The organism is Parapedobacter sp. GCM10030251 (assembly GCF_042666505.1).
GTDB lineage: Bacteria > Bacteroidota > Bacteroidia > Sphingobacteriales > Sphingobacteriaceae > Parapedobacter.
In genome coordinates this window covers 384,150-410,451 of record NZ_JBHTDN010000003.1, presented here as the reverse complement: position 1 = coordinate 410,451, position 26,302 = coordinate 384,150, and the positions used below count along the sequence as shown (strand labels likewise).

13 protein-coding genes are annotated in these 26,302 nt (G+C 50.4%); 9 read left to right on the top strand and 4 right to left on the bottom strand.

The window, feature by feature from the left end; all coding sequences use genetic code 11:
- Window positions 1-16: 16 nt before the first annotated feature.
- Genes ACFQRK_RS10925 through ACFQRK_RS10915 form a run of 3 tightly spaced genes read right to left on the bottom strand, consistent with a single transcriptional unit; the run spans window position 17 to window position 6,682 of the window.
- A complete protein-coding gene (locus tag ACFQRK_RS10925; RefSeq protein WP_379006492.1) occupies window positions 17-1,864 on the bottom strand; it encodes a RagB/SusD family nutrient uptake outer membrane protein in 1,848 nt (615 codons plus the stop codon).
- A 10-nt stretch (window positions 1,865-1,874) separates the two neighbouring features.
- Entirely contained in the window at window positions 1,875-5,384 is a 3,510-nt protein-coding gene (locus ACFQRK_RS10920) for a SusC/RagA family TonB-linked outer membrane protein (protein ID WP_379006490.1), read from the bottom strand.
- 44 nt (window positions 5,385-5,428) lie between these two features.
- Window positions 5,429-6,682: an exo-beta-N-acetylmuramidase NamZ domain-containing protein gene (locus ACFQRK_RS10915; RefSeq protein ID WP_379006489.1), complete on the bottom strand. Its 1,254-nt coding sequence runs from the start codon at window positions 6,680-6,682 to the stop codon at window positions 5,429-5,431.
- A gap of 129 nt (window positions 6,683-6,811) precedes the next feature.
- Between ACFQRK_RS10915 and ACFQRK_RS10910 the strand changes: the two genes are divergently transcribed.
- From ACFQRK_RS10910 to ACFQRK_RS10870, 9 genes are all read left to right on the top strand, one after another.
- Entirely contained in the window at window positions 6,812-7,168 is a 357-nt protein-coding gene (locus ACFQRK_RS10910; RefSeq protein WP_379006488.1) for a hypothetical protein, read from the top strand.
- Window positions 7,169-7,547: 379 nt separating this feature from the next.
- Window positions 7,548-10,766, top strand: coding sequence for a SusC/RagA family TonB-linked outer membrane protein (locus ACFQRK_RS10905; RefSeq protein ID WP_379006487.1), 3,219 nt, complete (start codon window positions 7,548-7,550; stop codon window positions 10,764-10,766).
- 11 nt (window positions 10,767-10,777) lie between these two features.
- The gene (locus ACFQRK_RS10900) at window positions 10,778-12,586 is read left to right on the top strand and encodes a RagB/SusD family nutrient uptake outer membrane protein (protein WP_379006485.1); all 1,809 of its coding nucleotides are present in this window, start codon (window positions 10,778-10,780) and stop codon (window positions 12,584-12,586) included.
- Between the two features lie 23 nt (window positions 12,587-12,609).
- Window positions 12,610-15,453, top strand: a complete 2,844-nt coding sequence (locus ACFQRK_RS10895; RefSeq protein WP_379006483.1) for a SusC/RagA family TonB-linked outer membrane protein — start codon at window positions 12,610-12,612, stop codon at window positions 15,451-15,453.
- 11 nt (window positions 15,454-15,464) lie between these two features.
- On the top strand, window positions 15,465-17,216 hold the full coding sequence (locus tag ACFQRK_RS10890) for a RagB/SusD family nutrient uptake outer membrane protein (RefSeq protein WP_379006481.1): 1,752 nt from the start codon (window positions 15,465-15,467) through the stop codon (window positions 17,214-17,216).
- On the top strand, window positions 17,216-18,229 hold the full coding sequence (locus ACFQRK_RS10885; protein ID WP_379006479.1) for a DUF5627 domain-containing protein: 1,014 nt from the start codon (window positions 17,216-17,218) through the stop codon (window positions 18,227-18,229). The genes ACFQRK_RS10890 and ACFQRK_RS10885 overlap by 1 nt, the downstream gene beginning before the upstream one ends.
- 257 nt (window positions 18,230-18,486) lie before the next feature.
- The gene (locus ACFQRK_RS10880) at window positions 18,487-21,603 is read left to right on the top strand and encodes an alginate lyase family protein (RefSeq protein ID WP_379006476.1); all 3,117 of its coding nucleotides are present in this window, start codon (window positions 18,487-18,489) and stop codon (window positions 21,601-21,603) included.
- A gap of 17 nt (window positions 21,604-21,620) precedes the next feature.
- On the top strand, window positions 21,621-22,826 hold the full coding sequence (locus ACFQRK_RS10875) for a glycoside hydrolase family 88 protein (protein ID WP_379006474.1): 1,206 nt from the start codon (window positions 21,621-21,623) through the stop codon (window positions 22,824-22,826).
- Window positions 22,827-22,837: 11 nt separating this feature from the next.
- Window positions 22,838-24,730 carry a heparinase II/III family protein gene (locus tag ACFQRK_RS10870; protein ID WP_379006473.1) on the top strand — a complete coding sequence of 631 codons (1,893 nt, stop codon included), beginning with the start codon at window positions 22,838-22,840 and terminating at the stop codon, window positions 24,728-24,730.
- Between the two features lies 1 nt (window position 24,731).
- Here the strand turns inward: ACFQRK_RS10870 and ACFQRK_RS10865 are convergent, their stop codons facing one another.
- Window positions 24,732-26,261 carry a serine hydrolase domain-containing protein gene (locus tag ACFQRK_RS10865; protein WP_379006471.1) on the bottom strand — a complete coding sequence of 510 codons (1,530 nt, stop codon included), beginning with the start codon at window positions 26,259-26,261 and terminating at the stop codon, window positions 24,732-24,734.
- Window positions 26,262-26,302: the final 41 nt, after the last annotated feature.

Here is a 26,302-nt window from a genome sequence, read left to right as displayed (position 1 = left end):
GCAGTCATTCAAAAATTTACTGCCATCCCGGTGTTTGCGATAAGGTATAACCCCGTTCTTGGTAATCGATGATCTGGGACTGGCCCACCGGAGCCATATATACCTCATCTCCGAACTCATTGCGATTAGCCGCATTTTCAATCATGTAGAATCCAACCATATCAGCCGCATTGGAGCCGTCATAAGTCACAACCGTACCATCCTGCTTTTTGACCTTTAAAACCCCCTCATAGCTTTCCGCCAGAAAAACCGGCACGTCCTCTTGCACATTAATCCACGGGCCAAGGAAATAATCGGGATCGGTATCAAAATCCATATACTCAATTTTCTTCCACCGTTTGATATCCAGCAACCGCGTATGCTCATAGAAAAACTCCATGCGTCGTTCGCGGCGGATTTCCCATATCAGTGCCGACACGTCGGCATCACGATCGGGATCATCCGGTAGGGCGGCAAGCATCAAAGGAGCCGTTTTTTGTACACCTTTTGCAATAGCCGCTTCATCCAACGGCCGATCACGAATCGCATTGATGGACGCGTCAAGGTCGGCTTGCGTTACTGCAGGGCCGCCGAAGAACTCGGCCAATACCGCCTTGGCCTCAATCCAGTTCAGTACAGGTTCAGCCAGTCGCATCACCGGCGCATCGTTGGTGTTGGTGTTGCTTCCCCAAGCAGGCGGATAACTTCGCCCAATATAGGTCATGGCCTCACGCGAGGCAAATTTATAGGTGTAGAATAACGAAGCCGACGCAGGGCGGGGATCTTCATATATGGTCGCTTCAAAACGGGGATCACGTGTTACCGCTAGGTCAGTTATCGAAAAGCTAGATGCATCAGCTACTGTTGAGTGCTGCCATACCTGGCCGTCGTTACAGATAAATGACTTCACAAACTCGAGGTTCGCGCCTGCCGGTTGTCCTTCCGTTCCGTTGTTGTACGATCCGATGTGATGGGTAACTCCCAATGCGGCATCATACGTCCGCCACATCAACACTTCCGGGTTGCCATCTAAGCTCTCCGAAGCGAAAAGGCGCTTGAAATCGCTTTCAAACGAATAGGGACCGCTCATTGCAAACGCTGCAGCCTCAACGGCAAATTCAAGGTATTTCTTCGCCCGTTCGGCATCCAGCCCATGATAATGCTGGAACGTACCCTCAAACAGCATAAGACGGGAGATAAACGCGGCGGCGATATACTTGTTTAACATTTGTTTGCCGTCATTGGTTCGCATGTTGTCCATCACGAACCTGAAATCGTCGTACACCCCGTCCATCACCACGCCACGATCGTCACGGTCTTTATATAGTTCATCCCACGCATCATCAGCTACCACATGATCGTAATAGGGCACATCGCCAAACACACTCACCAAACGACTGTATTCGAACCCCCGGAAGAAACGAGCCACCGCCATCCAGTGGTTATAGGTATCGGCCTCTAAATTGGCTTGTGCAATATTCTCCAGCCGGTCAATAAAAATATTCGCTTTGCGCACCCATGAAAAATTCCACGACGGACCAGCATATTGGGTTAGCCACAACGCGTTCGCTCCGGTTTCGGCGGTTTGCGCTCGGCTTGCTGGCACACTGTTTTCAAAATGCGTTTGCACGTTGCGGCTCGTTACATCATCCGAAAAGGTATAACCCCGCACCGGTGTATAATCGACACCCCATGCACTGTTATAGCCCACAAAATACTGCGAATAGAAGCCATTGGCAAACAGGCGGACATCGGTTTCATTCCGCCAGAAATTATCGTCGACCGGTTCGGTCAATGGCGGGCGGTCCAACACCTCTTTGTTGCATCCAGCCAGCAATAAGCCAGCGATGCAAATACTATATACTAATTTATTTTGAAATTTCATCGTCTTAGATTTAAAAGTTCAACTGCACACCAAAGGATACGCTCTTAAATGCTGGAGTACCGATACCCGTACGGCTCGAGTTGTAGTTGGTATTGTTCCACATGGAAAAACCATTGACAGCCTCGGGGTCGATGGGCAAGCCGTTCAGGTTATCCCACGTGACGAAATTTTCCAGCGACGTATAGACCCTCAGGGAATTGACACCTACCCGGTTCAGCAGCGATGCCGGTAGGGAATAACCCAGCGAAATATTTTTAATACGCAAATAAGACATGTCAAGCAAATATCTTGATTGCTGCTGCATATTGTTATTCGTATTATTTCCCGCGTTATTGTAAGCCGCAGGATAGAACGCATCGGTATTTTCGGGCGTCCAATAATCATCTGCAATAGCCGCCGGCATTGCACCATCTGAAGCATGAAATCCGGGGATTGCCAAATTGCCGCCACCCCACAATTCGCGGCTACCCACACCTTGGAAGAAAACGGCGAAGTCAACGCCTCGGTAATCAGCGCCAAAGCGGAAGCCATATTCATATCGCGGCGTGAAGTTACCGATGATCTCCCAGTCGCCATGATCGCCCACAAGCTGGCTTCCATTGTTCAGTTCACCATCTCCGTTCAAATCCACGAACTTCACATCGCCGGGACCGAAATAAAAATCCGCACTGTTTTGCAGAAAAGCTTGGTAAACGGGCTTTTCACCGTTAGGCCCCGGTTTAAGCTTATAGGCTTTCCGTCCAGCGTACTTTGCACTTTCAGCTTCGGTTAGCGTGATTAATTGCGGCTTTCCATCGGGGCCTAATTCGAAGTCATTCTCTTGATATAGCCGATCTGTACGGTATCCCCAGATTTCACCATACGTCTTCCCTACATAATAACTGTTCACGCCTTGCGTTGTCCCGTATTCCATGATGACCGACTTCGCATCGGAGATATTTCCCCGTACGTTGATACCCAAACCGTTGTCAAACCGGTGATTGAAATCGACCGCGACCTCCCATCCCCTTGTGCGCAATGAGCCGTAATTGCTTTCAGGCGCATCCGAACCGAATGTTGGCGGCACACCTTCTGCAGGAACAATCATGTTTTCGGTGTTGCGTTGGTACCAATCGAATGAAAATCCGAATTTGTTGTTGAAGAATCGAGCGTCCACCCCGAAATCCAGGGTGGTGATATCCTGCCAGGTGATGGCAGCCGCAACCGCATTTGGCGTGCCCACAAAATACGAACGAGAACCGTCCCCGCCGATCCAAGTGGATTGTCCGATGTCCATGGTGGGAACGTACAAATCGCTTGGCACGGTCTGATCGCCGATGGTACCCCAGGAACCCCTGAATTTAAACAGAGTCAGCCAATCTCTGGTACCTTCCATAAAACCTTCTTCACTCAGTACCCATCCAGCCGAGAACGAGGGGAACCAGCGCCATTTCAAGTCTGTTGGAAATTTCGAGGTACCGTCGTACCGCAGATTGGCCTCAACGAGGTATTTGTTTTGATAGGCGTAGTTGACCCGACCGAAATAACCCAGTTGTGCCTCCCAGAATTCACCACCGTCGCCCGTCCAAGTGCCGATGCCGTAGGGGAACTGCGGATTTACGATATCGATGAGGTTGGTCACTTGGGTGAAATGGTTCGCCCAGTCGTCGGTCACCCGGTTCATCCCCAACATGAATTTGAAGTCATGCCCACCTTCCAGCCCCAGGTTATAGGTCGTGAAGGCATTAATGGTATGTTTATTCAGGTTTTCAGAAAGTTTGTAGATATGGTCCGGGCTGGATCCGGGTGCGGTATAGGTTTCCAATCCCAGATCATAGGCGGGCATCGCTCCCTCCGCTGTACTTGATACCACCTCTCCTGCGGAATTCACATAAACGGGGTTACCACTTGCATCAACCCGTGCTTGGGGCGCCACCCATGAGTTTCGGGCGGTGTATTTTGTCCCCGGCCGGTCCCAAACGTGCCCCTGGTTGGCATATGTATAATCGAAGTCGATTGTCCAATTGTCCGTAAGCGTCACGGTGCCGCCAAGATTGAGGTTCAAGTAGTTATACAGCAAGCTCGCGGTATTTGCCGCCGCTGCTTCACTTGCCGGACTGCGGATAGGGTCGCCATTCTCGTCATTGCCAAGCGGATAAATCGGACTCCACCTAAATAGATAAAGCCAGGGGTCAGCCGTGGTCGAGCTGGTAACGTACGGATATTCTTTGTTCCGTTGAGAATACAATACGCCGGCCCGGGCTGTAAAATACTTGTTGATTTCGCTGGTTACACGCAATGATGCATTGTATCGAGTAAACTGATCTTTCTTCGCTGGCTTCATCATCCCGCTTTGATCCAGCAGACCCAAGCCAAGATTGTAAGAAGTTTTTCCGGAAGTACCAGCGATGCTCAGGTTATGTTGCTGCGTGGGCGCCCACTCGCGCACCATCGCCTCGTAAGGGTCGTAAGTCCGCAAACCGTACTTATACGGACCTGCCGGATCAAAATACCAATCCCGGCCATATACCGTCGGATCGTTTGATCCGATGCTATTCCCATAGGTGTTATGCCAATCGACTGCCCGATCATAACTCTCTTGATTGATTTTGTAAAAGGCGCCAGTAACCGTTCCATTTACCCGTTGCACAGCATCCAGTGAATACTTCATTCCATTAAGGCCCGACATGCGTAAGTCTTTCCAAGGATTCTGGAATGAAAAGTTATTTGAATAGGTGATTTGCGGCTTTTCTACGCCAGTTCCTTGCTTGGTAGTGATCAGGACAACGCCAAAAGCGGCTTTCGCTCCATATATTGAGGCAGCCGCGGCATCTTTTAATACCGTTATCGATTCGACATCCTGGGGATTAATCAGCGTAATACTCGGAATTTCCACGTTGTCCAACAGGATCAACGGTTGTGTCTGCGTACCGCCATTTGCCAAACCTTGTATGGACGCGATCTGACCCCGTATCCGGATCACCGGATCGGATCCAATTTCACCGCTGGGAAGCGTCACGCTAAGTCCCGGTGTGGTACCCTGAATTGCGCGTCCCACATCCGCAATGGGCCGGGCCTCAAGATTTTCTTTCACATTGATGGTCGACACCGCTCCGGTTAAATTGCCCCGACGTTGCGTACCGTAACCAACGACGACCACTTCTTCAAGGCTCTGGTCGGCAGCCTGTAGAACAACATCTACGTTGATCGACGCAACCTCTACATCTTTTGATTGATAACCAATCATCGTAAAGCGTAGAATCGCCCCCGTTTGCGCTGTAATGCTGTAATTGCCCTCTTCGTTGGTACTCGTGGCAATTTGTTTGCCCACCACGGATACACTGACCCCTTGAAGTGGCGCGCCGTCTACATCCGTAACTTTCCCACTAACCCTTTGTTGTATTGCTAAATGTAGCGGGATTTTGGCGATGGCGCCCGTTGCTCCAGAACGGTCGAGCCCCCCTTTCCCTTCGTAATAACCGAAAGCCCAGAGCGGAAAACTCAGTGCAACCATCATTGAGAATCGTAATAGTTTTCTCATGGTTTAAAACGTTAGTTAATGTTAGTATAATGTGTGTTTAAAAGCTATTCAAAGTCCGGGTACAACAAGTATTTTCGGCGCATTATCTTATATGCCCGAAGGTCTTCGGCCCATGAATCCCTAATCTGCTCTTCGGTTTGCCCGGCGACAATTTGTTTCCGCAATTCATCGGTACCGGCCAGCTTATCAAAAAATTCAGGGCGCGAAAAAAAAGTACTTTTGAACGGCGCCTTCTTATAAAAATCGATCAAGTATTTTAAGGTGAACGTGTGCTGCAGCGGATCCAGCCCTCGGAGATCGAGCCCATAACACAGTTCTCCTTGTTGCTCCACGTGAGCGGCCATACCGGGTCGTACCCCCGGCGTAAATGTGAACCCGCCAAACACCGGATCGGGATAGCCCAGCACCTGGAACGGCCAGTCGGTTCCCCGGCCTACACTAATATCCGTGCCCTCAAACAGGCAGAGTGACATATAGAGCCGTACCGACAAGTAATTAGGTAAACTAGGCGACGGAATGACGGGCAACTCATAAGGCGTACGATGGTCGTAATTTTGAACGGTGACGATTTCCAGGTCGCACTGCGAACCGTTATCCAACCAACCCTCACCGTTGATCATTTTAGCGAGTTCGCCGACGGTGAGTCCATGAATCATGGCAATCTTATGAAAACTCACGTTAGACTTGAATCGGTCATCTTTCCGCACCGGACCGTCTACTTGGTCGCCATTCGGATTGGGTCGATCCAGGACGATCAATTTCTTGCCGTGGTTTGCACACAACTGCATCACACGATGCATAGACGTGATGTACGTATAGAACCGCGCACCTACATCCTGTAAGTCAAAGATCATCACGTCCACGGAGGCCACAATGGAATCTGCCTTTTCGTTTTTTCCGTATAGCGAATACAGCGGCAAGCGGGTTTGTTCATCCACCTCGTTGGCTACCTTTTCACCACGCTCGATATTGCCCCGGAAACCATGTTCCGGCGCGAACGCGAATTGGAGGTTGACACCATTCTCAAGCAACACATCAACGAGATGTTTCTTGGTCGGCCCAACAATGGAGGTTTGATTCCCCATCAGCCCAACTTTTTTTCCACGAAGCAACGGTAAGTAGCGGTTCAGCTGGTCGGCTCCGGGAAGTACGACGGTTCCGGTTAAGGTTTCCATTGAATTTTGCGTGCGCGGAAGGGGCTGCTGGCTCCCGGCGTCGCTGGGGAACATAACGGCAACAGCAAGAAATACGACAAAAACAGCGTAAAGAAATACAGCAGGTGTTTTACTTTTCATCATTGGGTTGCTCTCTTTAGTAGCACGAATCGGCCATACAAGTATACATTTATTGTTTCGTTTTTTTGCAATAAAAAAATATAAAAATGCATAAACACACATTTTTTGTCAAAAAAGGCTGATTGATAGTTATTGAATGTAACAATAAAACGCACAAAAACGCAAACCGGTGATTTTGTCAATATACTTCCACACCCCCAAAGGCGCGGATTCCTTGTCTTTGATCGGATAAATTTCTCCCTGCAGCGATTCAAAGTACGAGATCCCGACCAGTACAATACCGGCCCTGCGCCCAGGGCTTCGTCGATGGGCAAGGAAAATGACAGGGCCGGCACTTGCCCCACGACCGATAACAGCTCAGTTTTTTCCATAGCCAATGGGGGACGCTGCGGTATGGAGGGCGCATGGCTAAAATCGATCGCTGCCGTCGCCGCGACCAGTTGGAAATGGGTTGCCTCCTTTGGGAAAACGACGGCCTGCTTGGGATAAAACGAAGGTAAGCGCAACTCCACCCGATTTTCCGAACGATCGAGATTTACGTCATACCTTACCAAGAGCATTTCAAGACGCTTCGGTGCAACTACAACGTTTTCGTAAAATTAATTGCGTAAACGATTGCGCTATTTCAATATTTTTTTTACAATTGCCGTAACTAATTACAAAACGCACAATTATGAACATAAAAACAACTATCAGAGAGTTTAATTAGTTGATCGATCCGGTCAGCAGCATAATTTCTTCGATTTCTTGTACTCATTTTGTATACCCAAACAGTATGCCGTGAAAACGATTGTCTTCTTTCCTCCTTAGCGCCTATGGACATTCAGGGATGCTTGATTCACATCTTATGTTTAAGAATAACCAAATTATGAGAAAAACCTACTTAAAAAAAACGTTAGGGCCATTCTTCCTGTTGCTGCTCTCCATTTCTACGGCAGCGCTAAATGCAGCAATGGCCGACGAAATCCAAAAAGTTATCAAAGGTATCGTCAAAGACCCCAACGGTGCGCCTATACCGGGGGTTACGATCTCTGTCGGAACCAGCAACAACCACACTACCACGGATGAAAATGGTGGCTTTATGTTGGACGGTGTCCGCGTAGGCGATGTATTAACCTTGACTTCCATCGGTTATCAACGAACGCAGATAACTGTAGGCAGTAGCGATTTCATCAACGTGACCATGGAAGAAGACCAGGAAATGTTGGGTGAAGTCGTCGTAGTGGGTTATGGCCAGCAAAAAAAGGAAAGTGTCATCGGTTCAATCGTACAGACCACCGACAAAGAATTGAAACGGCAGGGAAACCAGCCGGACCTGGCACAAGCGCTTACCGGGCAATTACCCGGCATCGTTACGCTGACTTCTTCGGGTGAGCCTGGGGGCGTCACCACCGGTGAAAGCGCGACCAACATCTTCATCCGAGGTAAAAATACCTGGAACGGCGGACAGCCGCTGATTCTAGTCGACGGTGTTGAGCGGGCGATGAATAACATCGATGTCAACGAAGTAGCCAGTGTATCCGTACTGAAAGATGCATCGGCTACCGCCGTATTCGGGGTAAAGGGGGCCAATGGCGTTATCCTCATTACGACAAAACGGGGGATGGAAGGCAAAACCCAACTCAACTTCAATTATACCGCTATGGGAATGTCGGTATCCAAACTTCCCGAGAAACTGGATTCGTACGCGGCCATGATGGCCAGAAATGAGATCATCGAGCGAGAGGGTGTGTTGAATGAGCCTTCCTGGAACAACTACGTCCCTTATGATATCGTACAACGCTACCGGTTACCGCAAATACCCGAATACGCAGAGATTTATCCCAACGTGGATTGGCAAAAGGCCATGTTTAAGGATGTCGGATTTTCACACAAGGCGACGTTGAACGCCCGCGGCGGCAGTAAGATGGTGCAGTATTTCGGATCGCTTGCCTATCTGCATGAAGGCGATATGTTTCAGGACATGGACAACGGCAAAGGATACGAGCCCAATTACAACTTTGACCGCTTTAACTTCCGAAGTAACATCGACGTCGCGTTCACCGAACGGACCAAAATGAAAATCAATCTCGCTGGCTTCTATGGCCAGAAAAACACAAACTTCAACAACGAAGGCAGTACAAGCCGGGCCGACGCATGGATGTGGCGTTCGGTATATGGACTTGCACCCAATCTGTATCTGCCGCGGTATTCCGATGGCCGATGGGGGGCTTATCAGGAAGGAGGAAACAATACCGCAAATCCATTGGCTGTCGCCTATAACCTGGGAATACGGCAAGCCCGTTATACCGAACTAAATTCGGATTTCCATTTAGAACAAGACCTCGGCTTTATCACTGAAGGCCTAAGCGCGGTGGGATCTTTTTTTTATGATAACAACGTCCGGTCAGAAGGCGGCATTTACGATATTACCAATCATACCCGCCCCGGGGAAGCCGTAACCAACGTAGCATTTAAGCAGATTTATCCGCTACTATATAAAGGCCCCGATCAGGATCCGAATGAATATACCGTATACCTGCCCGTCAGCGACGAAGAATACGATTGGACTATCCGCCCGTGGACCATCCGCCAGGAAGAAATTGCCAACTCCAACTGGATCGGCTATATTCCCATTACCCGCCGGATGATGTACCGGGCGCAATTGAAATATGCCCGCCAATTCAACGATCACAACGTAACCGCCATGGGCTTGTTCCAGCGGGAAGAATCGGCCAGGGGCAGCGCTTTTAAAACCTATCGGGAAGATTGGGTTTTTCGCGCAACGTATGACTACAAGACCCGCTACCTCTTTGAAGCCAATGGTGCGTACAACGGTTCGGAGAAATTTGGACCGGGTTATCGATTCGATTTCTTCCCCTCATTGGGCGTGGGTTGGTACCTGTCAAATGAGCCGTTTTTTAAGGTTAATTGGGTCAATGCACTCAAATTCCGGTATAGCATTGGCGTAGTGGGCGATGACAGCGGAGGAGGGAGATGGCTGTATGCTTCGCAATACGCCTTCGGGACGGCTGCCCGGCTCAACAATGCCACCGACGGGCAGAGTCCGTACACCTTCTACCGGGAAGCAACGATCGGCAATCCGAATGTCCATTGGGAAACCGCTACCAAACAGAACCTGGGCTTGGACCTCGCCCTGTTCAAGAACCTTGTGACCGTAACCGCGGATATATTCAACGAAGATCGCACCAATATTTTGATTGCCGGCGGTAGCCGGAATGTTCCCCCGTTCTTTGGCATGACACCTCCGGCCGCAAACCTTGGGCACGTGAAATCCAAAGGTTACGAACTTGAAGTCGGCTTCAATAAAAACTTTAGTCCATCGACTTCCCTTTGGGCAAAAATTGCCATCACCCACAACGAGAATACCGTGATATTCCGTGACGATCCGCCCCTGCAATACGACCACGTCAAAGCGGCAGGATATCCCATTGATCAGCGAAAAAGCCTGATAAATACGGGATTCTACAACAATTGGGATGAGGTGTACGCTAGCGTACCCACCGAAACGAACGACCTGCAAAAATTGCCGGGCTATTACAATCTGCTCGATTTCAATGCAGATGGCATCATCAAGGCAAATGAAGATTCCGCACCGATTGGCTACTCCAGTGTCCCACAGAATACCGCCGCCTTTACACTTGGATTCGATTATAAAGGATTCAATGTAATGGCGCAACTCTACGGAGCCAGTAACGCCACCCGATACATTCCTTTCAACAACTTCAACTACGATACGGATATCGTCTTCGGGCACGTAAGCGATTATTGGTCGAAGGATAATCCCAATGCTTCCTCGTTCCTTCCCCGGTGGAAAACACAGGCCGAAAACATTGGCGACTATTACGTGTACGACGCGTCGTTCCTTCGCCTGCAGAACGCTGAGATCGGCTACTCTTTCAGCAACAGCGCATGGATCAAACGCATAGGACTGGATAATATGCGGGTCTTTGTAAATGGAACGAATTTATTTTTCTGGTCGGATCTTCCCGATGACCGCGAAGGTTCATACAGTGGGGGTAGTGACACCGAAGGATCCTATCCCAATATGCGGCGGTTTAATCTCGGGATCGATGTTTCTTTTTAATTGTTGAAACCATGAAGACTAAAATACGATTCAAACAAATACTGTTCAGAACCCTAAGCGTACTGGCATTCGCCGGAACTATTTCCTGCGAAAAGTACCTGGATAAGGCCCCTGAGGCCGATATCTCCGAGAAAGATGTGTTCGGGAATTTCATCAGTTTCCAGGGATTCGTGGAAGAGATGTACAACTGCATCATGGACCCCAATAAGGGCGGAGCGTGGAACCAATACCTGTTTGCCGACGAAACCCTTAACAACAGCCCGTATGCCTTTGACGACGGCAACTATTGGGGTAACCACGCGTACTTTTATGGACAGTCTGTACAAATGACGAACCGGGATACCCGCACCAAACGGGTTTGGGAATATGCGTGGTATGGTATCCGGAAAGCTAACGTAGCCCTGGCAAAACTGGAAGAAGAAGGGCTGTTCGAAGGCTCCCAGGAGGAACGCGATCACTTACGTGGACAAGCCCTGTTCTTCAGGGGTTGGTTTTACTTTGAGCTAGCACGCTACTGGGGCGGTATGCCTTATGTTACGCGCGCACTGGAAGCGACCGACGAACTCACCTCGGAGGAGTTCAAACGCTTGAATTTTCAGGACTGTGCCCTCCGCATGGCGGAAGACTTCCGGGCGGCGGCGGCTATACTGCCTGTCCATTGGGATCAATCCGGCCCGGGGCAGCGGACACTGGGACATAATCGCGACCGGATTAATAAATTCCACGCACTCGGCTACCTGGGTAAAGCGCTTCTCTATGCAGCCAGTCCAATGATGAATGAAGAAGCAACCGGAAACAATAGCTTTAACGCCGAATTAGCCAAACAGGCTGCCGAAGCGTTTGGTGAACTTCTCCAATTGGCGGACGAAACCGGTACGTATCGGATGCAAAGCTGGGACGCGTGGACCGACAACTTTTGGCGCTGGAACTGGGAACGACCAGGTGGCACCGAAGGCATTATGATGCCTACGATCTATCAACGCGACCGGGTACGGTGGTCCGCGCTGGGGGGCACCGTGCCCTCTTCACTTGGCCTGAACAGTGGAAGCTCGGCGGATGTACCGACCCACAACAACACCAAAAACTACGCCATGGCCAACGGTCTGCCCATCGACGATCCCGAGTCGGGTTATGATCCCAACGATCCCTGGACCGGACGTGAACCCCGGTTTTACAAGGACATCTTGAAAGATGGCGACCAGATTATCAATGAATCGGGTCCTGACCGGTATGCAGAGTTATACAACGGAGGTCGGCACCGCTCACAGATCAATCCCCCAAGTGTTACCGGATATTACGCCAAGCGCTATTCACCGATGGGCACTGAACTGACCATCTCCCGCACCGGCGCACTTCAAGCGTATATACCGTACCTGAGGCTGGCCGATATTTACCTCATGTACGCAGAAGCGGTTCTTTTCAGTCCAGGTGGAACACCGAAGGCATCGGCAAGCAATTATTTCATGACCGCCGAACAAGCGATCAATGTGGTTCGGAATCGCGCCCAACTACCGAATATGGCCGATAAATACACCGCTACAAACGATGCGTTTTTTGAGGAAATTGTACGCGAACGGGCCGTGGAATTGAATTTCGAAGGCGCCCGCTTTTGCGATCTCCGTCGGTGGAACCGGAATGGCGATCCCAGGTACCTCAATAAGACGGCTATCGACTTCGATCGTGGAAGTGACGGCAAACCGATCAACCTCCGCGAACGCGTGATCGTTAGACGGGTAGCGGAAAAAAAGCACAATTGGCTGCCGATCCAGATTCAGTTCACCACGCAATACGAAGGTTTCCCACAAAATCCGGGATGGTAGGTTAGTTCAAGTTGTAAATCTAAATGGAAAAATTGATGAACTGGAAATATAACATTCGAAGGAAGACGGTGTTGTGGGCGCTGACCGCAGTTCTAGGACAGCCGGTTATCGCTCAGGAAGCCGACACTTCTGCAACCGAACAAGAAGTGAACGTCGCTTTCCGACGCGTGAAGGCGGGCGGAATCGTTGGCGCCGTTACGAAAGTGGATGCGGTAGACGTAAACAACAAAGACAATACGATCTGGACCAATAACGTCCTCAACGGACGGGCGCTGGGAATGCTTGGCGCGACCAATATCCGCGGGCTCGGCATCAATATTAACACATCCGACGTAACCGGAACCGGAACGGAGTCTGGTAATGCGCTCTTCATCGTCGATGGCTTGCCCCGCGATGTGGAAAATATCCGTCTTTCCGAGATCGAAAGCATAACCGTATTGAAAGATGTCAACGCCGCTGTGTTATATGGTAGCGCCGCTATCAACGGCGTGGTGTTGATGACCACGAAACGCGGACAATCAGATGGCAGGCAACACGCGAATTTCGCACTCAACTATGGGGTATCAACCCCCTTGGAGTTGCCTAAATTCCTGAATTCGGCCGACTACATGCGCTACTATAACCAAGCCCGACTGAACGATGGTTTGGACGAACAGTATTCGCCACAAACTATCGAAAACTTTCGTAGTGGCAACCGGTATCGGTATCCTGACAATGATTATTACGGAGACGACTATTTGAATAATCATAAGCCGTATTTCGATTTTCTGAGTGAATTTTCGGGAGGGAATGAAAACGCCCGTTATTATGCCAATATGGGCTGGAATTCCGTGGGTAGTTTAATTGATTTCGGCGATTGGAGCAAAGCTCGCTACAACACGTTTAATGTGCGGGGAAATGTGGATCTTAAAGTGGCCGAATGGATTACCACACAAGTGGATGTAGCTGGTTATTTTGCCGTGGACCGCGGGCAACGCGGCACATTCTGGAACGGTGCCGCAAACGAGCGCCCATATGAATATGCACCTTTGCTTCCCATTGACCTGATCGATCCGGAGGACCCTGTCTTACAAGCTCGGAAAAATGATATCGGCGATCAATTTCTGCTAGGCGGCACGGCAAATTATTTGACTACCGCTGCTGGTTTTGGTTATTCAGGCGGCAGAAACGAACGGGTAGACCGGAAGTATTTGTTCAACAACCGGATCAATTTCGACCTGAGACGCATCACGGAAGGACTTTCCCTCCACACCAACATCAGTTTTGATTACTTCCTCCGATATGATCAAGCCATCAACAATCAGTTTGCCGTGTACGAACCGGTGTGGGCAGAAGACGAAGATCGGATTGTGTCATTACGGCAACATGGCACAGACGCACGACCGGGATCTTTGGATATCGGTTCACGTTCATTCAGGCGTCGCTTCGGCTTTTACGGCATGCTGGCATACGATCGGGTGTTTCAACAAGACCATCACGTGTCGGCAAACTTAATCGGCTTCGGGAGCCTTTTCAAAGAGCCGGGCAACCTACAAACGAGCTTTCAAGGGGTGAAACAGGCTCACTTGGGTATGCAGGTTACCTATGGGTTTAAAGAAAAGTATTTGGTAAACTTCAGCGGTGCCTATGTCAATTCGGTAAAGTTACCGGAGGGAAATCGGCTGGGATTGTCACCCACCCTCGGCCTCGGATGGGTCCTAAGTAAGGAAGATTTCATGTCGACCGTGAACTGGGTCGACTGGTTGAAACTCCGCTTGACTGCCGGATATATCAACTCCGACATTCCGATAGGTGATTTTTACTATTACGACAGCCGTTATGCTACTTCGGGAAGTTACAACTGGTATGAGGGTACGCGCAGCCGGAGCGGCGTGATATCCAGTTGGCCCAGCAATCCAAACCTCGGATTCGTTAAACGCAAGGAAGTTAACCTTGGATTGGAAGGCCGGTTCTTCAACAACCTGCTGGGGGTCGAGGCCAACCTCTTTTACGATCGGTATACCGACTTGATTGTCAGGCCGGCTACCCAGTACCCGAGTTTCTACGCGAACTTCATTCCTTACGAAAACTTTGGTGAAGACGCGTATAAAGGAGCTGAATTGGGTATCGATGTGCAGCGGTCATTTGGTAATTGGCGGCTCTTTGCAGGCGTAAATGCGCTCTATGTGACCTCTGAGCGCTTAACGGTGGATGAAGTCTATAACGATGCTTATCAATACCGCGCGGGACATCCGGTGGACGCGACCTTCGGCCTTGAAGCCCTGGGATTTTTCCGCGATCAGGCCGACATCGATAATAGTCCGGCGCAATCTTTTGGTACGCCTAAACCCGGTGATATCAAATACAAAGATCAAAACAACGATGGCATTGTGGACGTGAACGATGAAGTTTACCTGCGACGGTGGCAGGCGCCGCTTTCCGGCGGACTGCAACTGCAGGTAGGCTACAAAAACATAGGATTGTACGTCTTAGGTGCGGGCCAATGGGGTGCAAAGAACTTCCGCGAAGGAAACTACTTCTGGATAGACGGCAACAAGAAGTATTCAGAGGTGGTACGGGATAGCTGGACACCTGAAACGGCAACGACGGCAACTTACCCGCGGTTAAGCACACAAACCAATAATAATAATTTCCGTCGATCAAGCTTCTGGCTCTACAGTAACGACTTTTTCCAGATCCGGAAAATCCAGTTAACCTACCGCTTCCCGGATGTGTTTTCCAGAAAGCTGCTGATGGAAGGTCTTAACTTGTTTGTAGATGCGAACGACGTCTATCAATTTGCGAAAAACCGCAAAATCCGGGAAACCCGGATTGACAATGAACCGTATTATCGGACTTTCTCCGTAGGTGTGAAGGCGCAATTTTAAAAGAGAGCAAAATGGAACGTAAAATCTATATCTTTTTATCCCAACTAATGGTGGCAGTCTTATGCCTGCAATCGTGTAGCCTCCTGGAACCCGAGAACGATAACCATAACACCTTGAAACGGGTGTATGATGATCCGGCGTTCGCTGAAGGACTTTTGCTGACGGCATACACCTTGATTCCTACCAATGATTATCGATTTGACGACGTGGCTACGGACGATGCGGTTACTAACGACCGGTTCAATGATTACCTCCGCATAGCTACCGGCGAATGGTCGGCGAGTTACAACCCGCAGAACCTTTGGGACAACTGCAACCGGGCGATTTTGTATATCAACCAGTTTCTGGGCGTTGTAGACAGTGTGCCCTGGAAATGGACAAACCCCGATATTGCCGCGCTGTATATCCGCAAATTCAAAGGTGAATCATACGCCTTGCGGGGCTTATTTAAGTATTTCCTATTACGGAACCATGGAGGTCCGGCGGGTGGAGGTCAGCTGCTTGGTACCCCCGTTTATAATGAGTTCCTCACGTCGGAAGAGCAATTTGCAATGCCGCGCGCAGACTTTCAAACATTTGTAAACAGTGCTACGGCAGATTTTGAGACGGCGTTGAGCTATCTGCCCATGGATTACGGGAATGTGGGAACTCCGCCCACGGGCTTTGAGAACGTAAACGTCGATAACTATAACGAGGTTTTTGGCGACTTCGCTTTACAGCGGATGAGCGGTCGACATGTATTGGCCATGCAAGCTCGCTTAGCCTTACTGGCCGCCAGCCCGGCATTCAACCCCAATAACGATATTGCGGCCTGGGAAAATGCAGCCAACGAATTCGCAGGCCTGCTTACCGACATTGGCGGGATAGAGGGCATCGACCCCAACGGGCATCACTTTTACCTGAAGGCGCAGGTGGACGAGGCCGATATTACTACCGGCAACCGGCTGGATCTTCAGGAGATCCTTTGGCGGCGACCGATCTACAACAACAACGCAAGGGAAGCAGATCACTTTCCTCCGTCGCTTTATGGACGTGGCCGGATCAACCCAACGCAGAACCTCGTGGATGCGTTTCCGATGGCCAACGGATTTCCCATTGACGATCCTAACGGGGCTTATGATGAAGAACACCCCTATGAAAACCGGGATCCACGCCTGTCGTTGTATATCGTTTATAACGGCAGCCAATTTAAAGGGAAGACCATCAACACGAGCATTTCCGGCGGGGAAGATGGGCTGGACCGGCAACAGACTTCCACACGTACCGGCTATTATTTGAAAAAATTGTTGCGTGAGGATGTGAATATGGATCCAGCTTCCCCCTCCAACCAAAAGCATTTCAATACGCACGTCCGGTATACGGAATTATTTCTTTCTTTTGCGGAGGCAGCCAATGAAGCGTGGGGACCCGATGGAAATGCCGCGGGATTCAGTGCCCGGGACGTGATCGCTGCTATCCGAAAACGTGCAGGCATTCAACAGCCAGATGCGTACCTGGCCTCCATTGCCGATAAAGACGGGATGCGCAACTTAATCCGTAATGAGCGGCGGCTGGAATTGTGCTTTGAGGGGTTCCGCTTCTGGGATCTTCGGCGCTGGAAGGCCGATCTAACGGAGCCTGCAAAGGGCGTGCGTATCGAAGACGGCAACTACAATTATTTCACCGTCGAAGCGCGGAGCTATGACAACGATTACATGCACTACGGCCCCATCCCGCAAACGGAAGTGGTTAAATTTGGACTTGAACAAAACAACGGTTGGTAATGAAACGGTTTCTTTTATTTATTTGCATCATAGCGAGTATCGCGGGTTGTAAAAATGGCGATGCAACATTCCCGGACTTTGAGTACACCTCAGGATACTTCCCTTATCAGTTTCCGGTACGGACGCTCGTGCTGGGCGACGATATCTACGACAACACGAATGACAATGCCCATCGTTTTGTCATCTCGGTGGCCATGGGCGGCGTATATGAAAATAACGTAAACCGCGTGTTCAGTATTGAAGTCGACGAATCGTTGTGCGATCAAGTGAGCTTTGGCGGAAGTGACAATCCCATACGTCCCTTACCAAGGGCTTACTACACATTGAGTTCGGACAACCAGATCACGATTCCAAAAGGTGAAATGAATGGTGGCATCACCGTACAGCTTACCGATGCCTTCTTTGCAGATCCAGATGCAATAGGCCTCAACTACGTCGTACCGATCCGATTGACCGGCTCCAGCGATGTGGATACCATACTCAATGGACGCACGTCGCGCCCAGATGCGGATGTCCGATTTGCGGGCGACTGGGACGAGGCGCCCAAGAACTTCACGATGTTTGGCATCAAATACATCAATGAATTCCACGGAACCTATTTCCATTATGGCGAATGTACGGTAAAAGATGCGGCAGGCACAACGATTGATGAAAAGCGCTATAGCGCTGACTATGTGGAGCAAAACTCCACCGCAAAGTTGGTAACTACCAAGCGACATCAGGTATCCTTAAGCGTACCTTCCCAGTCGGAATTGATGGAGGGTTCATTAAATCTGCTCCTCGACTTCGACGGCAATTCGTGTACGGTGTCCGCTCCGGAAGGTTCGCCTCTGACGGTCAATGGGACAGGGGAATTTAAAAAAGATGCGTATTCCTGGGGGAATAAATCCCGTAATGGTCTGGAATTAACGTATACGGTATCGGATGGCACGCATACGTACGAGGCCAAGGATACGTTCGTGGTGCGTGACCGCGGAGTGGTGATGGAGGTTTTCACACCGCAATCGCTGTAGCAGCGTATTTCGTTACCTTGTTGGGCTTTTGATGAGGCATGCCATCGAAAGCCCAACTTATGACATCGCAGGATGTGTTTCACTTGTTTCACTTCGAGAATATGTAAACGTTTGCGCATTTGTTCTTAAATCGTTAATATTGTACACCAGATACCAAAATTATGATGCCCGCATTTAAGAATATATTGCGCTTTTGGCTCCTGTGGCTCAGCTTGCTGCCCGTTTCAACTAATCTTGCCCAACCAGCAGCTGATTTTATGGTAATTCGTGACCGGCTGACCACTTCGTTACTCAATATGCCTGTGAACGCCGAACAGGTGGAGCGGATCATTACCTCCATGGCCGACAATGGTACCTGGCCAACGATTAACTATAAAGATACCAGCAGGACCGGGTTTGAACATCGTATCCATTTGGGAAACCTGCTAACGATGGCCAAAGCGTATAAGCAAGCCGGAAGTACCTACACGCAGGACGCACAACTGCTCTCCGCATTTAAAAAGGCCTATCATCACTGGCTAGAAAAAGACTACCGCTGCGAGAATTGGTGGTGGAATGAGATCGGCACACCGGATGCCATGGCAAATATCCTGTTATTGATGCGCGACGAATTAACTGCCGACGAGCTTACCGCCGGACTGGCAATTGCATCGCGCTCCAATTTTGACGCATTTGGCGCGCGCCCGGGAGGAGATTTTATCAAAATGGCCGCCATTAACGCGGTGACCGAACTGGTACGGCAGGATACGGCTGCCTTCGCCCTCGCGATCAAAACCATGAGCGACCAGATTTACGTCACGGAAGATCGCGGCATAAAGCCCGATATGAGCTTCCACCACCGAACAGACGGCGTGCCCTCTACCTTGTCGTACGGACGGCAATATGCAAGCTCCTTTGCTTATTGGGCCGATCTGGTACGCGAAACGCGGTTCGCCTTCGACCCGCGGGCAATTGCACTGGTAGTCGATTATTACCTCGACGGAATGCGCAAAGCCATGCCCTTTGGCCGCTTCGACGACCCCGGAATCAAAAACCGGGATGTCTCCAGAAAATCCGCGACGGGTCATCGGGTGGATCACACGGCTCGATTGCTGGCGCGCATCAGCAGTTACCGGAAAGACGAACTGGAAAATCCCAACTTACGCAGCAATCAATATTTCTGGTATTCACATTACCACTCCCATCAACGGCCGACATATTTCGCGTCGGTACGCATGTACTCCAACCGCTCCAATAACATCGAATCGCCCTATAACGAAGAGGGATTAAAAAACCATTTCTATGCAGATGGGAGCCAATTTATCTCGCGCACGGGCCGCGAATACGTCAACATTTATCCTTCTTGGGATTGGCGGAAAATTCCTGGCACCACGGTGGTACAGGTAGATACTTTTCCGCATTCGGAAACCTTGGTCAAAAAGGGGACAACCGCCTTCGTCGGTGGTATTTCCGACGGAGAATACGGTGCAACGACTTTTGATCTGCTGAGCCCGCACTCAGGGTTAAGGGCCCATAAATCTTGGTTTTTCTTTGACGACGAAATTGTTTGCCTCGGCGCAGGGATTACGGCTACCGCAACGCAGCCGGTGATGACCACGTTGAACCAATCGCTGTCCAATGGACCCGTTTGGATAAATGACAAGCGCGTAACAACAGAGACGGAACAAGAGTTAAAAGGTCCCCTATGGCTCAATCACGACAGCATCGGATACCTGGTCCTGGATACGAATTCCGTTTGGTTACGTCAGGGAAAATCCACCGGAACCTGGCGCAGCATCAGTCACCAGGATCATGCAACGGACGAACCCGTAACACAAAATATTTTCACATTAGCCCTTGATCATGGCATACACCCGCAAGACGCGAAGTACGCATATGCAGTGTTGCCGGCCGCAAGCGAACCCCAAACCCGGGCCTATGCACAGCAAAAGCCCGTGCACATCGTGAGCAACACCAAGGAATTGCAAGCGGTATCGCACGGAAAGCTTGGCATCCATTATGCGATCTTTTACGAGCCGGGGAGCGTAGCCTTTCCGAAGGGCCTACGGGTAACCACCAACGAACCGGCCCTATTCATGATCAAATCTTCCGAGGATGGGATCGAACGGATTACCGTGGCCGATCCCACCCGTACACTTCAAAAAATCACATTCTCAATGGGGCTAGCTACCGATACGGATACCTCCCTGACGGTGCAACTTCCCCAAGGTGCGCTTGCCGGGAAATCGCTCCAATTGGTCATGCGAAAAAATGCTGACACGTTTCTCCTTCGTTCAGATACGTTAGCTGCTCACCGGAACCAAATTTGGAAAGGAGACGCGTCCTTAGCTGCCGATCTGGACACGGTGCTCCGTGCCGCGAATAAAGCACTGCTGCGCGGGCCCTATTCGGTAATGGAAAAAGAAAAAACTTCTCCCAGTGGTGATAAACACGATTACATGAGCGTAGGCCCCTACTGGTGGCCGGACACCACAAAACCCGACGGTCTGCCGTATATCCGAAAAGATGGCCAGGTCAACCCGGAGCGTTTTGCAATCAATGACGCCCAAAACCTTAAGGATCTATGTACCGATGTGCAGCTTCTTGCCGTAAGTTATTACTTCACGCAAAACAACAAATACGCCGCACATGCCGCCAAATTACTGGACACCTGGTTCCTCAATGCAGAAACAAGGATGAATCCTAACCTGAACTTCGGTCAATCCATCCCCGGCATTACGGATGGCCGGGGTATCGGATTGATCGATACGTGGTCGCTGGTCAAGCTGCTGGATGCGACTCAATTGCTGCGGACGTCTCCCCATTGGGGAAACCAACAGCATACAAGGCTACAAGCGTGGGTAACCGAGTTCCTGCGCTGGATGCGAGAAAGCAACATCGGCAAGGACGAAGCCGATGAACACAACAACCACGGCACGTACTATGATGTCCAGGTAGCCAGCTATGCCCTGTTCGTGGGTGATACCACCTTGGCCCGGCAGACCCTGGAAAGCCAGACAAAGGCTCGTTTGGAAAGTCAGCTGGAAATCGACGGAAGCCAGCCGCATGAACTGGCGCGTACCCGGTCGTGGAGTTACTCGTTGATGAACCTAACCGGATTTTTTCTGACAGCCCGCTTGGGAGAAAATATCGGAATCGACCTTTGGAACTATCAGACTCCGCAGGGTAAAAGTATCCGGAAGGCATTCGGCTTTTTACTGCCTTACGGCCTGCATCGGCAGCGGTGGACGCATCCACAGCTGGGCGAAATGGACATCAACGGATTTTACAAATTGATGCTGTTCGGCGGCCGCCAATATCTATCAGAAAAGCCCGGTCAAAACAAACGGGATCACGTACCTCCTTTTAATCGATTAACAGGAAGTTTCCTTTAAGTGTAATAACCAATAACATGAAATACAGACAAATCATGAAAAAAATGGCAGCCCTTGGACTGGGCTTAACCATGGCCGCATCACTACATGCGCAGGATCTTGCATTGACCAAAGAATTCGTCAATCAAAATATGCACGACGCCATTGCGCAATACAAGACCCTAACAGCCCGTGTGCCAGCGGGTGTTCTGCCCCGCACCATCAACAAAGCGAACGATTCCCTGATTACCGCGAAAAGTAATTCCTGGATATCCGGATTCTACCCCGGAACATTGCTATATCTCTATGAATATAGCCAGGACGCGGATCTCCTAAAGGAGGCCGAAAACCGACTCCAATTGCTGGAAAAAGAAAAAAACAACAAAGGCACGCACGACCTCGGTTTCATGCTGTATTGCAGCTTCGGCAATGCATTACGGCTCACCGATAACAAACGCTACCAGGATATTCTCCTCACAGGGGCAGAATCGCTGGCTTCCCGATTCAATCCCACCGTGGGTTGCATCCGCTCTTGGGATCACAACGGGGACAAATGGAAATTCCCGGTTATCATCGACAACATGATGAACCTCGAATTTTTGAATTGGGCGTCACGTGTTTCGGGAAATCCCAAATACGTAGACATCTCAAAAATTCACGCCAACACCACACTGAAAAATCACTTCCGCCCAGATAACAGCTCCTACCACGTGATCGATTACGATCCGGCTACGGGTGCTGTGCGTAACAAGCATACCCATCAGGGCGCCGATCACGAATCGGCGTGGGCACGGGGCCAAGCATGGGGCCTCTATGGATACACCCTCATGTACCGGGACATCAAAGACAAAGCGTATTTAAATCAAGCTCGGAAAATCGCCGCATTCATACTGGATCACCCCAATCTCCCGGAAGACGGCATCCCCTATTGGGATTACAGCGTCTCCGGTCCCGATGTACCCCGGGATGCATCGGCTGCTGCGATCACCGCATCTGCACTGCTCGAATTATCGGGCATGGTCAAAGGCAAGGAAAGCAAGCGTTATCTCCAGGCGGCCGAGCACATGCTCACCAGCCTTTCGTCGCCCGCCTACAAAGCGCCCATTGGAACAAACGGAGGATTTCTCTTGATGCATTCCACCGGGCACTTGCCCGGTAATAGCGAAATCGATGTGCCTTTGTCCTACGCCGACTATTACTATGTAGAAGCCTTGATCCGATATAACCATTTGTTGAATCGCTAAAAAGCCAAATCATGCATACGAAAACACTGCGTCCGATCCTTCGCCTGTTTGTTGTGTTGATTTCCTTCCTGTCCGTAGCTCCGGCCGTGGATGCGCAGACAGGTGCCGAGGGAATTCCAACGCTCCAGAATCCCATTACTGCTGCCTATTTAAAGAAAAATCTGCGTAAGTCGCAACCGCGTTTGGTGTTGAACCGCGATATTGAGAAGCGACTGAAACAGCAACTAAAAGCCAACCCAGCGGTACAAAACCTATATAAGGCCATCCAGCGGGATGCCGCGGCCATTCAAAACGAGCCCCTGCTGGAACGGAAACAAATTGGCAGAAGGCTGCTTGGTGTTTCCCGTGAGATGCTACGCCGGGTGAATATGTTAGGCATGGTATACCGCATTGAAAAAAACCCGGCTGTATTACGGCGGATCAACGATGAAGTGCTCGCTGTTTGCCGATTTTCTGACTGGAATCCATCGCATTACCTGGATGTTGGCGAAATGGCATTGGCGGTCGCCCTCGCACTCGACTGGACTGCGGGAGATCTGCCGAAGGCAACCATCGAAGAAGCTGAAAAGGCCCTCATTGAGAAAGGCATTCAACCGAGCTGGCCAACTGAAAATAAAAATGCCTGGTGGGCCTATGGCAACAATAATTGGAATCAGGTATGCAACGGGGGAATGATCGCAGCGTCCATCGCCATTGCCGAGCGCGATCCGGAATTAGCCGCAAAAACGATCCACCGGGCGCTCGACGGATTACCGAACGCGCTCCATGAATACATGCCTAGCGGCATTTATCCCGAAGGATCTACCTATTGGGATTACGGCACAGGTTTCTCCGTAATAACCATCGCCATGCTGGAAAGTGCTTTCGGAACCGATTTTGGCTACGGAGATTTTCCGGGATTCCTCGAAAGCGCTACATTCCGGGTACTCACCAACGCCCCTTCGGGCATGTATTATAATTTCGCAGACTGCGGCGACCGCCGCGGAGGAAATGGCGATCTGGTATTGGCATGGTTCGCAAAACGGACAGGAAACGGTGCCTATTTCGAACAGGATCGCTTCCTGAAACCCGTAGATGAAATGCGCCGCCTTGCGCGGCTGGACGGAGCGGGTTTGGTATGGGCGGCCCAGTTCGAAGAAAAGACAGCCGGAAGTATTCCTACTGCTTGGAAAGGCGATGGAGCCAATCCCGTAGTATTTTTCACAGGCGGCCCCAACGACCCCCATCAATATTATTTTGGAGGGAAAGGCGGCCGCGGTACCGTGAACCACGGCAATATGGACGCGGGTTCATTTGTCTTTGAACTGGATGGCATTCGTTGGGTAATCGATCCGGGCAATCAAAACTATGAAGACCTCGAAAAAACGGGCTTCGACCTGTGGGGGAAAAAACAAAATAGCCAACGCTGGACATTGCTTACCAAAAACAACTTCGGTCATAGCACCCTCACCGTAAACGGTCAACTGCATCGGGTAGATGGGATGGCCACGATTACCAAATTCAAAGAAGGAGCTCCGCCTGAGGCTACGGTGGATCTGACGGCCGCTTTCGGCGACCTACTGGCATCCGCCCACCGCCGGTTTGTTAAGGATAGTCCAACATCTTTACTTATCGAAGATCAATTTTCACCGTCCGAAAAAACCGAAGAGGTGACTTGGCAATTGTTAACCACGGCGGACGTAACTATCCAACCCGGTGGCGCATTACTGCAACAGGACGGGAAATCGCTGCGCATTGAGAACCTATCTCATCCTGATCTCCGGTTTTCTGTCATCTCATTGGATCCGGCACCTTTAGCCTTAGACCGGCAAATTAAGGGCTTGAAACGCATCGAACTGCGCATACCCCGATGGACGATGACGCAATCCGAAGAAACGATCCGGATACGCCTTTCCGGAAAATAGATCAATGATCTTGAACGCCAATCGTATCCAGCAGCTTTATCGAGAAGTGCTGGATACGTGGCGTATATTCGGGAGTCAAGGTAAAAAACACCTCCACGTTACGGTGTTCACATTCCATAACGAACGTGCCCCGTAGCTGGTTCCTGGGTGTAACTGCATGCACCCGGATGATCCGGCCCGCTTTATCAAAAACAGCCCCGCACTCTTCCCGAAGCATATCTATATAGAAATCCGCAAAAAAATTATCCGCAAAAATTGGGCTTTGCTCCGCGTTTTCCCACCCCGGGAGGAAGGCCACTAATTCCTGTTGCCGCTTTTGAAGAACCGGAGAGACCGGAATAGCGCGGGGCGAAAGGCCAGCTTTGTCGATAATCGATATCGCCACCAAGTTATTCGCTCGTACAGCCGGCGAGTAGGTCACGTTGCTGAAGCAAACGACACCCAGGTCATAATCCGGCAATACGATCCAGTTACTGCCGTAGCCCGGCAAACCGCCGGTATGCCCTACAGTTTTTATGCCCAATGTATCACAACTCCACCTCAATCCGTATCCGTATGCCAGCGATATGGTCCGGTTATTCATTTCGTCCAACGAATAAAATACCCAGGGCGACTGCATTTCCCGAAGGGAAGACCGACGGAGCGGTTGCGCATCCTTTCCATCGCGAGCTGGCCAGGCCTGCTGATGCAGGGCCATGTAGTTGGCAAAATCGCCGATGGTCGTCAACATTCCCCCCATAGCTCCATAAACCCCGTGGCTTACCAACGGTTGCTTTACCCATTCTCCCTTTACCCAGCGATATCCGCGCGCCAATAGTTCATCCGGCACTTGGGTGTAATCCCAATACGAGTGATCCATGCCCAAGGGCTTCCAAACATGCTGACGGATGTATTCGTCATAATGCTGTCCCGTTACACGAAAGATCACTTCGCCCAAAAGTGCCCATGCGGTATTGCTGTACTCGTATGCCACTCCCGGCGCATTGGAGAACGAAAAACCTTCCTTAATCCGCTCATGGAACTCCTGTTGACTCATATCCAGCCGCCGATCGCCCCATGGGTCATCCTGCGGTAGCCCACTGGTATGATTGAGTAAATGACGGATGGTCACGATCGGAGCATCGGTAGTGAGCGGCTTTTGCGCGGCAAACTCGGGGATAAAATTCACGAGTGGATCATCCAACTTTAGGCGACCCTCATCACGTAGTTGCAAGATGGCCACCGCCACGAAACTTTTCGTCATGGAAGCAATCCGGAACACAGACTGCTCGAATACCGGAATTCGCTTCTCCAAATCGGTATATCCGTACGCACCCGCGTGGATGACTTCCCCTTTGTAAACTACCGCATATGCCAATCCCGGTGAATGCACTTCTTCTGCAAAAGCGCGGTAAGTGCTGTCGATAAAAGGGATGAGCTGTTTGACTTTTTCCTTGGAATCTGCAGATTGTGCGCCTGCGCACAAAGGTGACAACAATAAACAGTTGAGGGAAATAACGGCAAAAAAAAGTAAAGCGAGGCGGTGTTTCATATACTCTATTTATTCTTTATCTTATTATTGTCGGCAATTAT

Excerpts from the sequence above, each read along its gene's own strand:
- ACFQRK_RS10895 (WP_379006483.1), top strand. The coding sequence starts at position 12,610 with ATGGAAAAATTGATGAACTGGAAATATAACATTCGAAGGAAGACGGTG.
- ACFQRK_RS10880 (WP_379006476.1), top strand. The coding sequence starts at position 18,487 with ATGGTAATTCGTGACCGGCTGACCACTTCGTTACTCAATATGCCTGTG.
- ACFQRK_RS10925 (WP_379006492.1), bottom strand. The coding sequence starts at position 1,864 with ATGAAATTTCAAAATAAATTAGTATATAGTATTTGCATCGCTGGCTTA.
- ACFQRK_RS10870 (WP_379006473.1), top strand. The coding sequence starts at position 22,838 with ATGCATACGAAAACACTGCGTCCGATCCTTCGCCTGTTTGTTGTGTTG.
- ACFQRK_RS10915 (WP_379006489.1), bottom strand. The coding sequence starts at position 6,682 with ATGATGAAAAGTAAAACACCTGCTGTATTTCTTTACGCTGTTTTTGTC.
- ACFQRK_RS10875 (WP_379006474.1), top strand. The coding sequence starts at position 21,621 with ATGAAATACAGACAAATCATGAAAAAAATGGCAGCCCTTGGACTGGGC.
- ACFQRK_RS10900 (WP_379006485.1), top strand. The coding sequence starts at position 10,778 with ATGAAGACTAAAATACGATTCAAACAAATACTGTTCAGAACCCTAAGC.
- ACFQRK_RS10865 (WP_379006471.1), bottom strand. The coding sequence starts at position 26,261 with ATGAAACACCGCCTCGCTTTACTTTTTTTTGCCGTTATTTCCCTCAAC.
- ACFQRK_RS10905 (WP_379006487.1), top strand. The coding sequence starts at position 7,548 with ATGAGAAAAACCTACTTAAAAAAAACGTTAGGGCCATTCTTCCTGTTG.
- ACFQRK_RS10885 (WP_379006479.1), top strand. The coding sequence starts at position 17,216 with ATGAAACGGTTTCTTTTATTTATTTGCATCATAGCGAGTATCGCGGGT.
- ACFQRK_RS10920 (WP_379006490.1), bottom strand. The coding sequence starts at position 5,384 with ATGAGAAAACTATTACGATTCTCAATGATGGTTGCACTGAGTTTTCCG.
- ACFQRK_RS10890 (WP_379006481.1), top strand. The coding sequence starts at position 15,465 with ATGGAACGTAAAATCTATATCTTTTTATCCCAACTAATGGTGGCAGTC.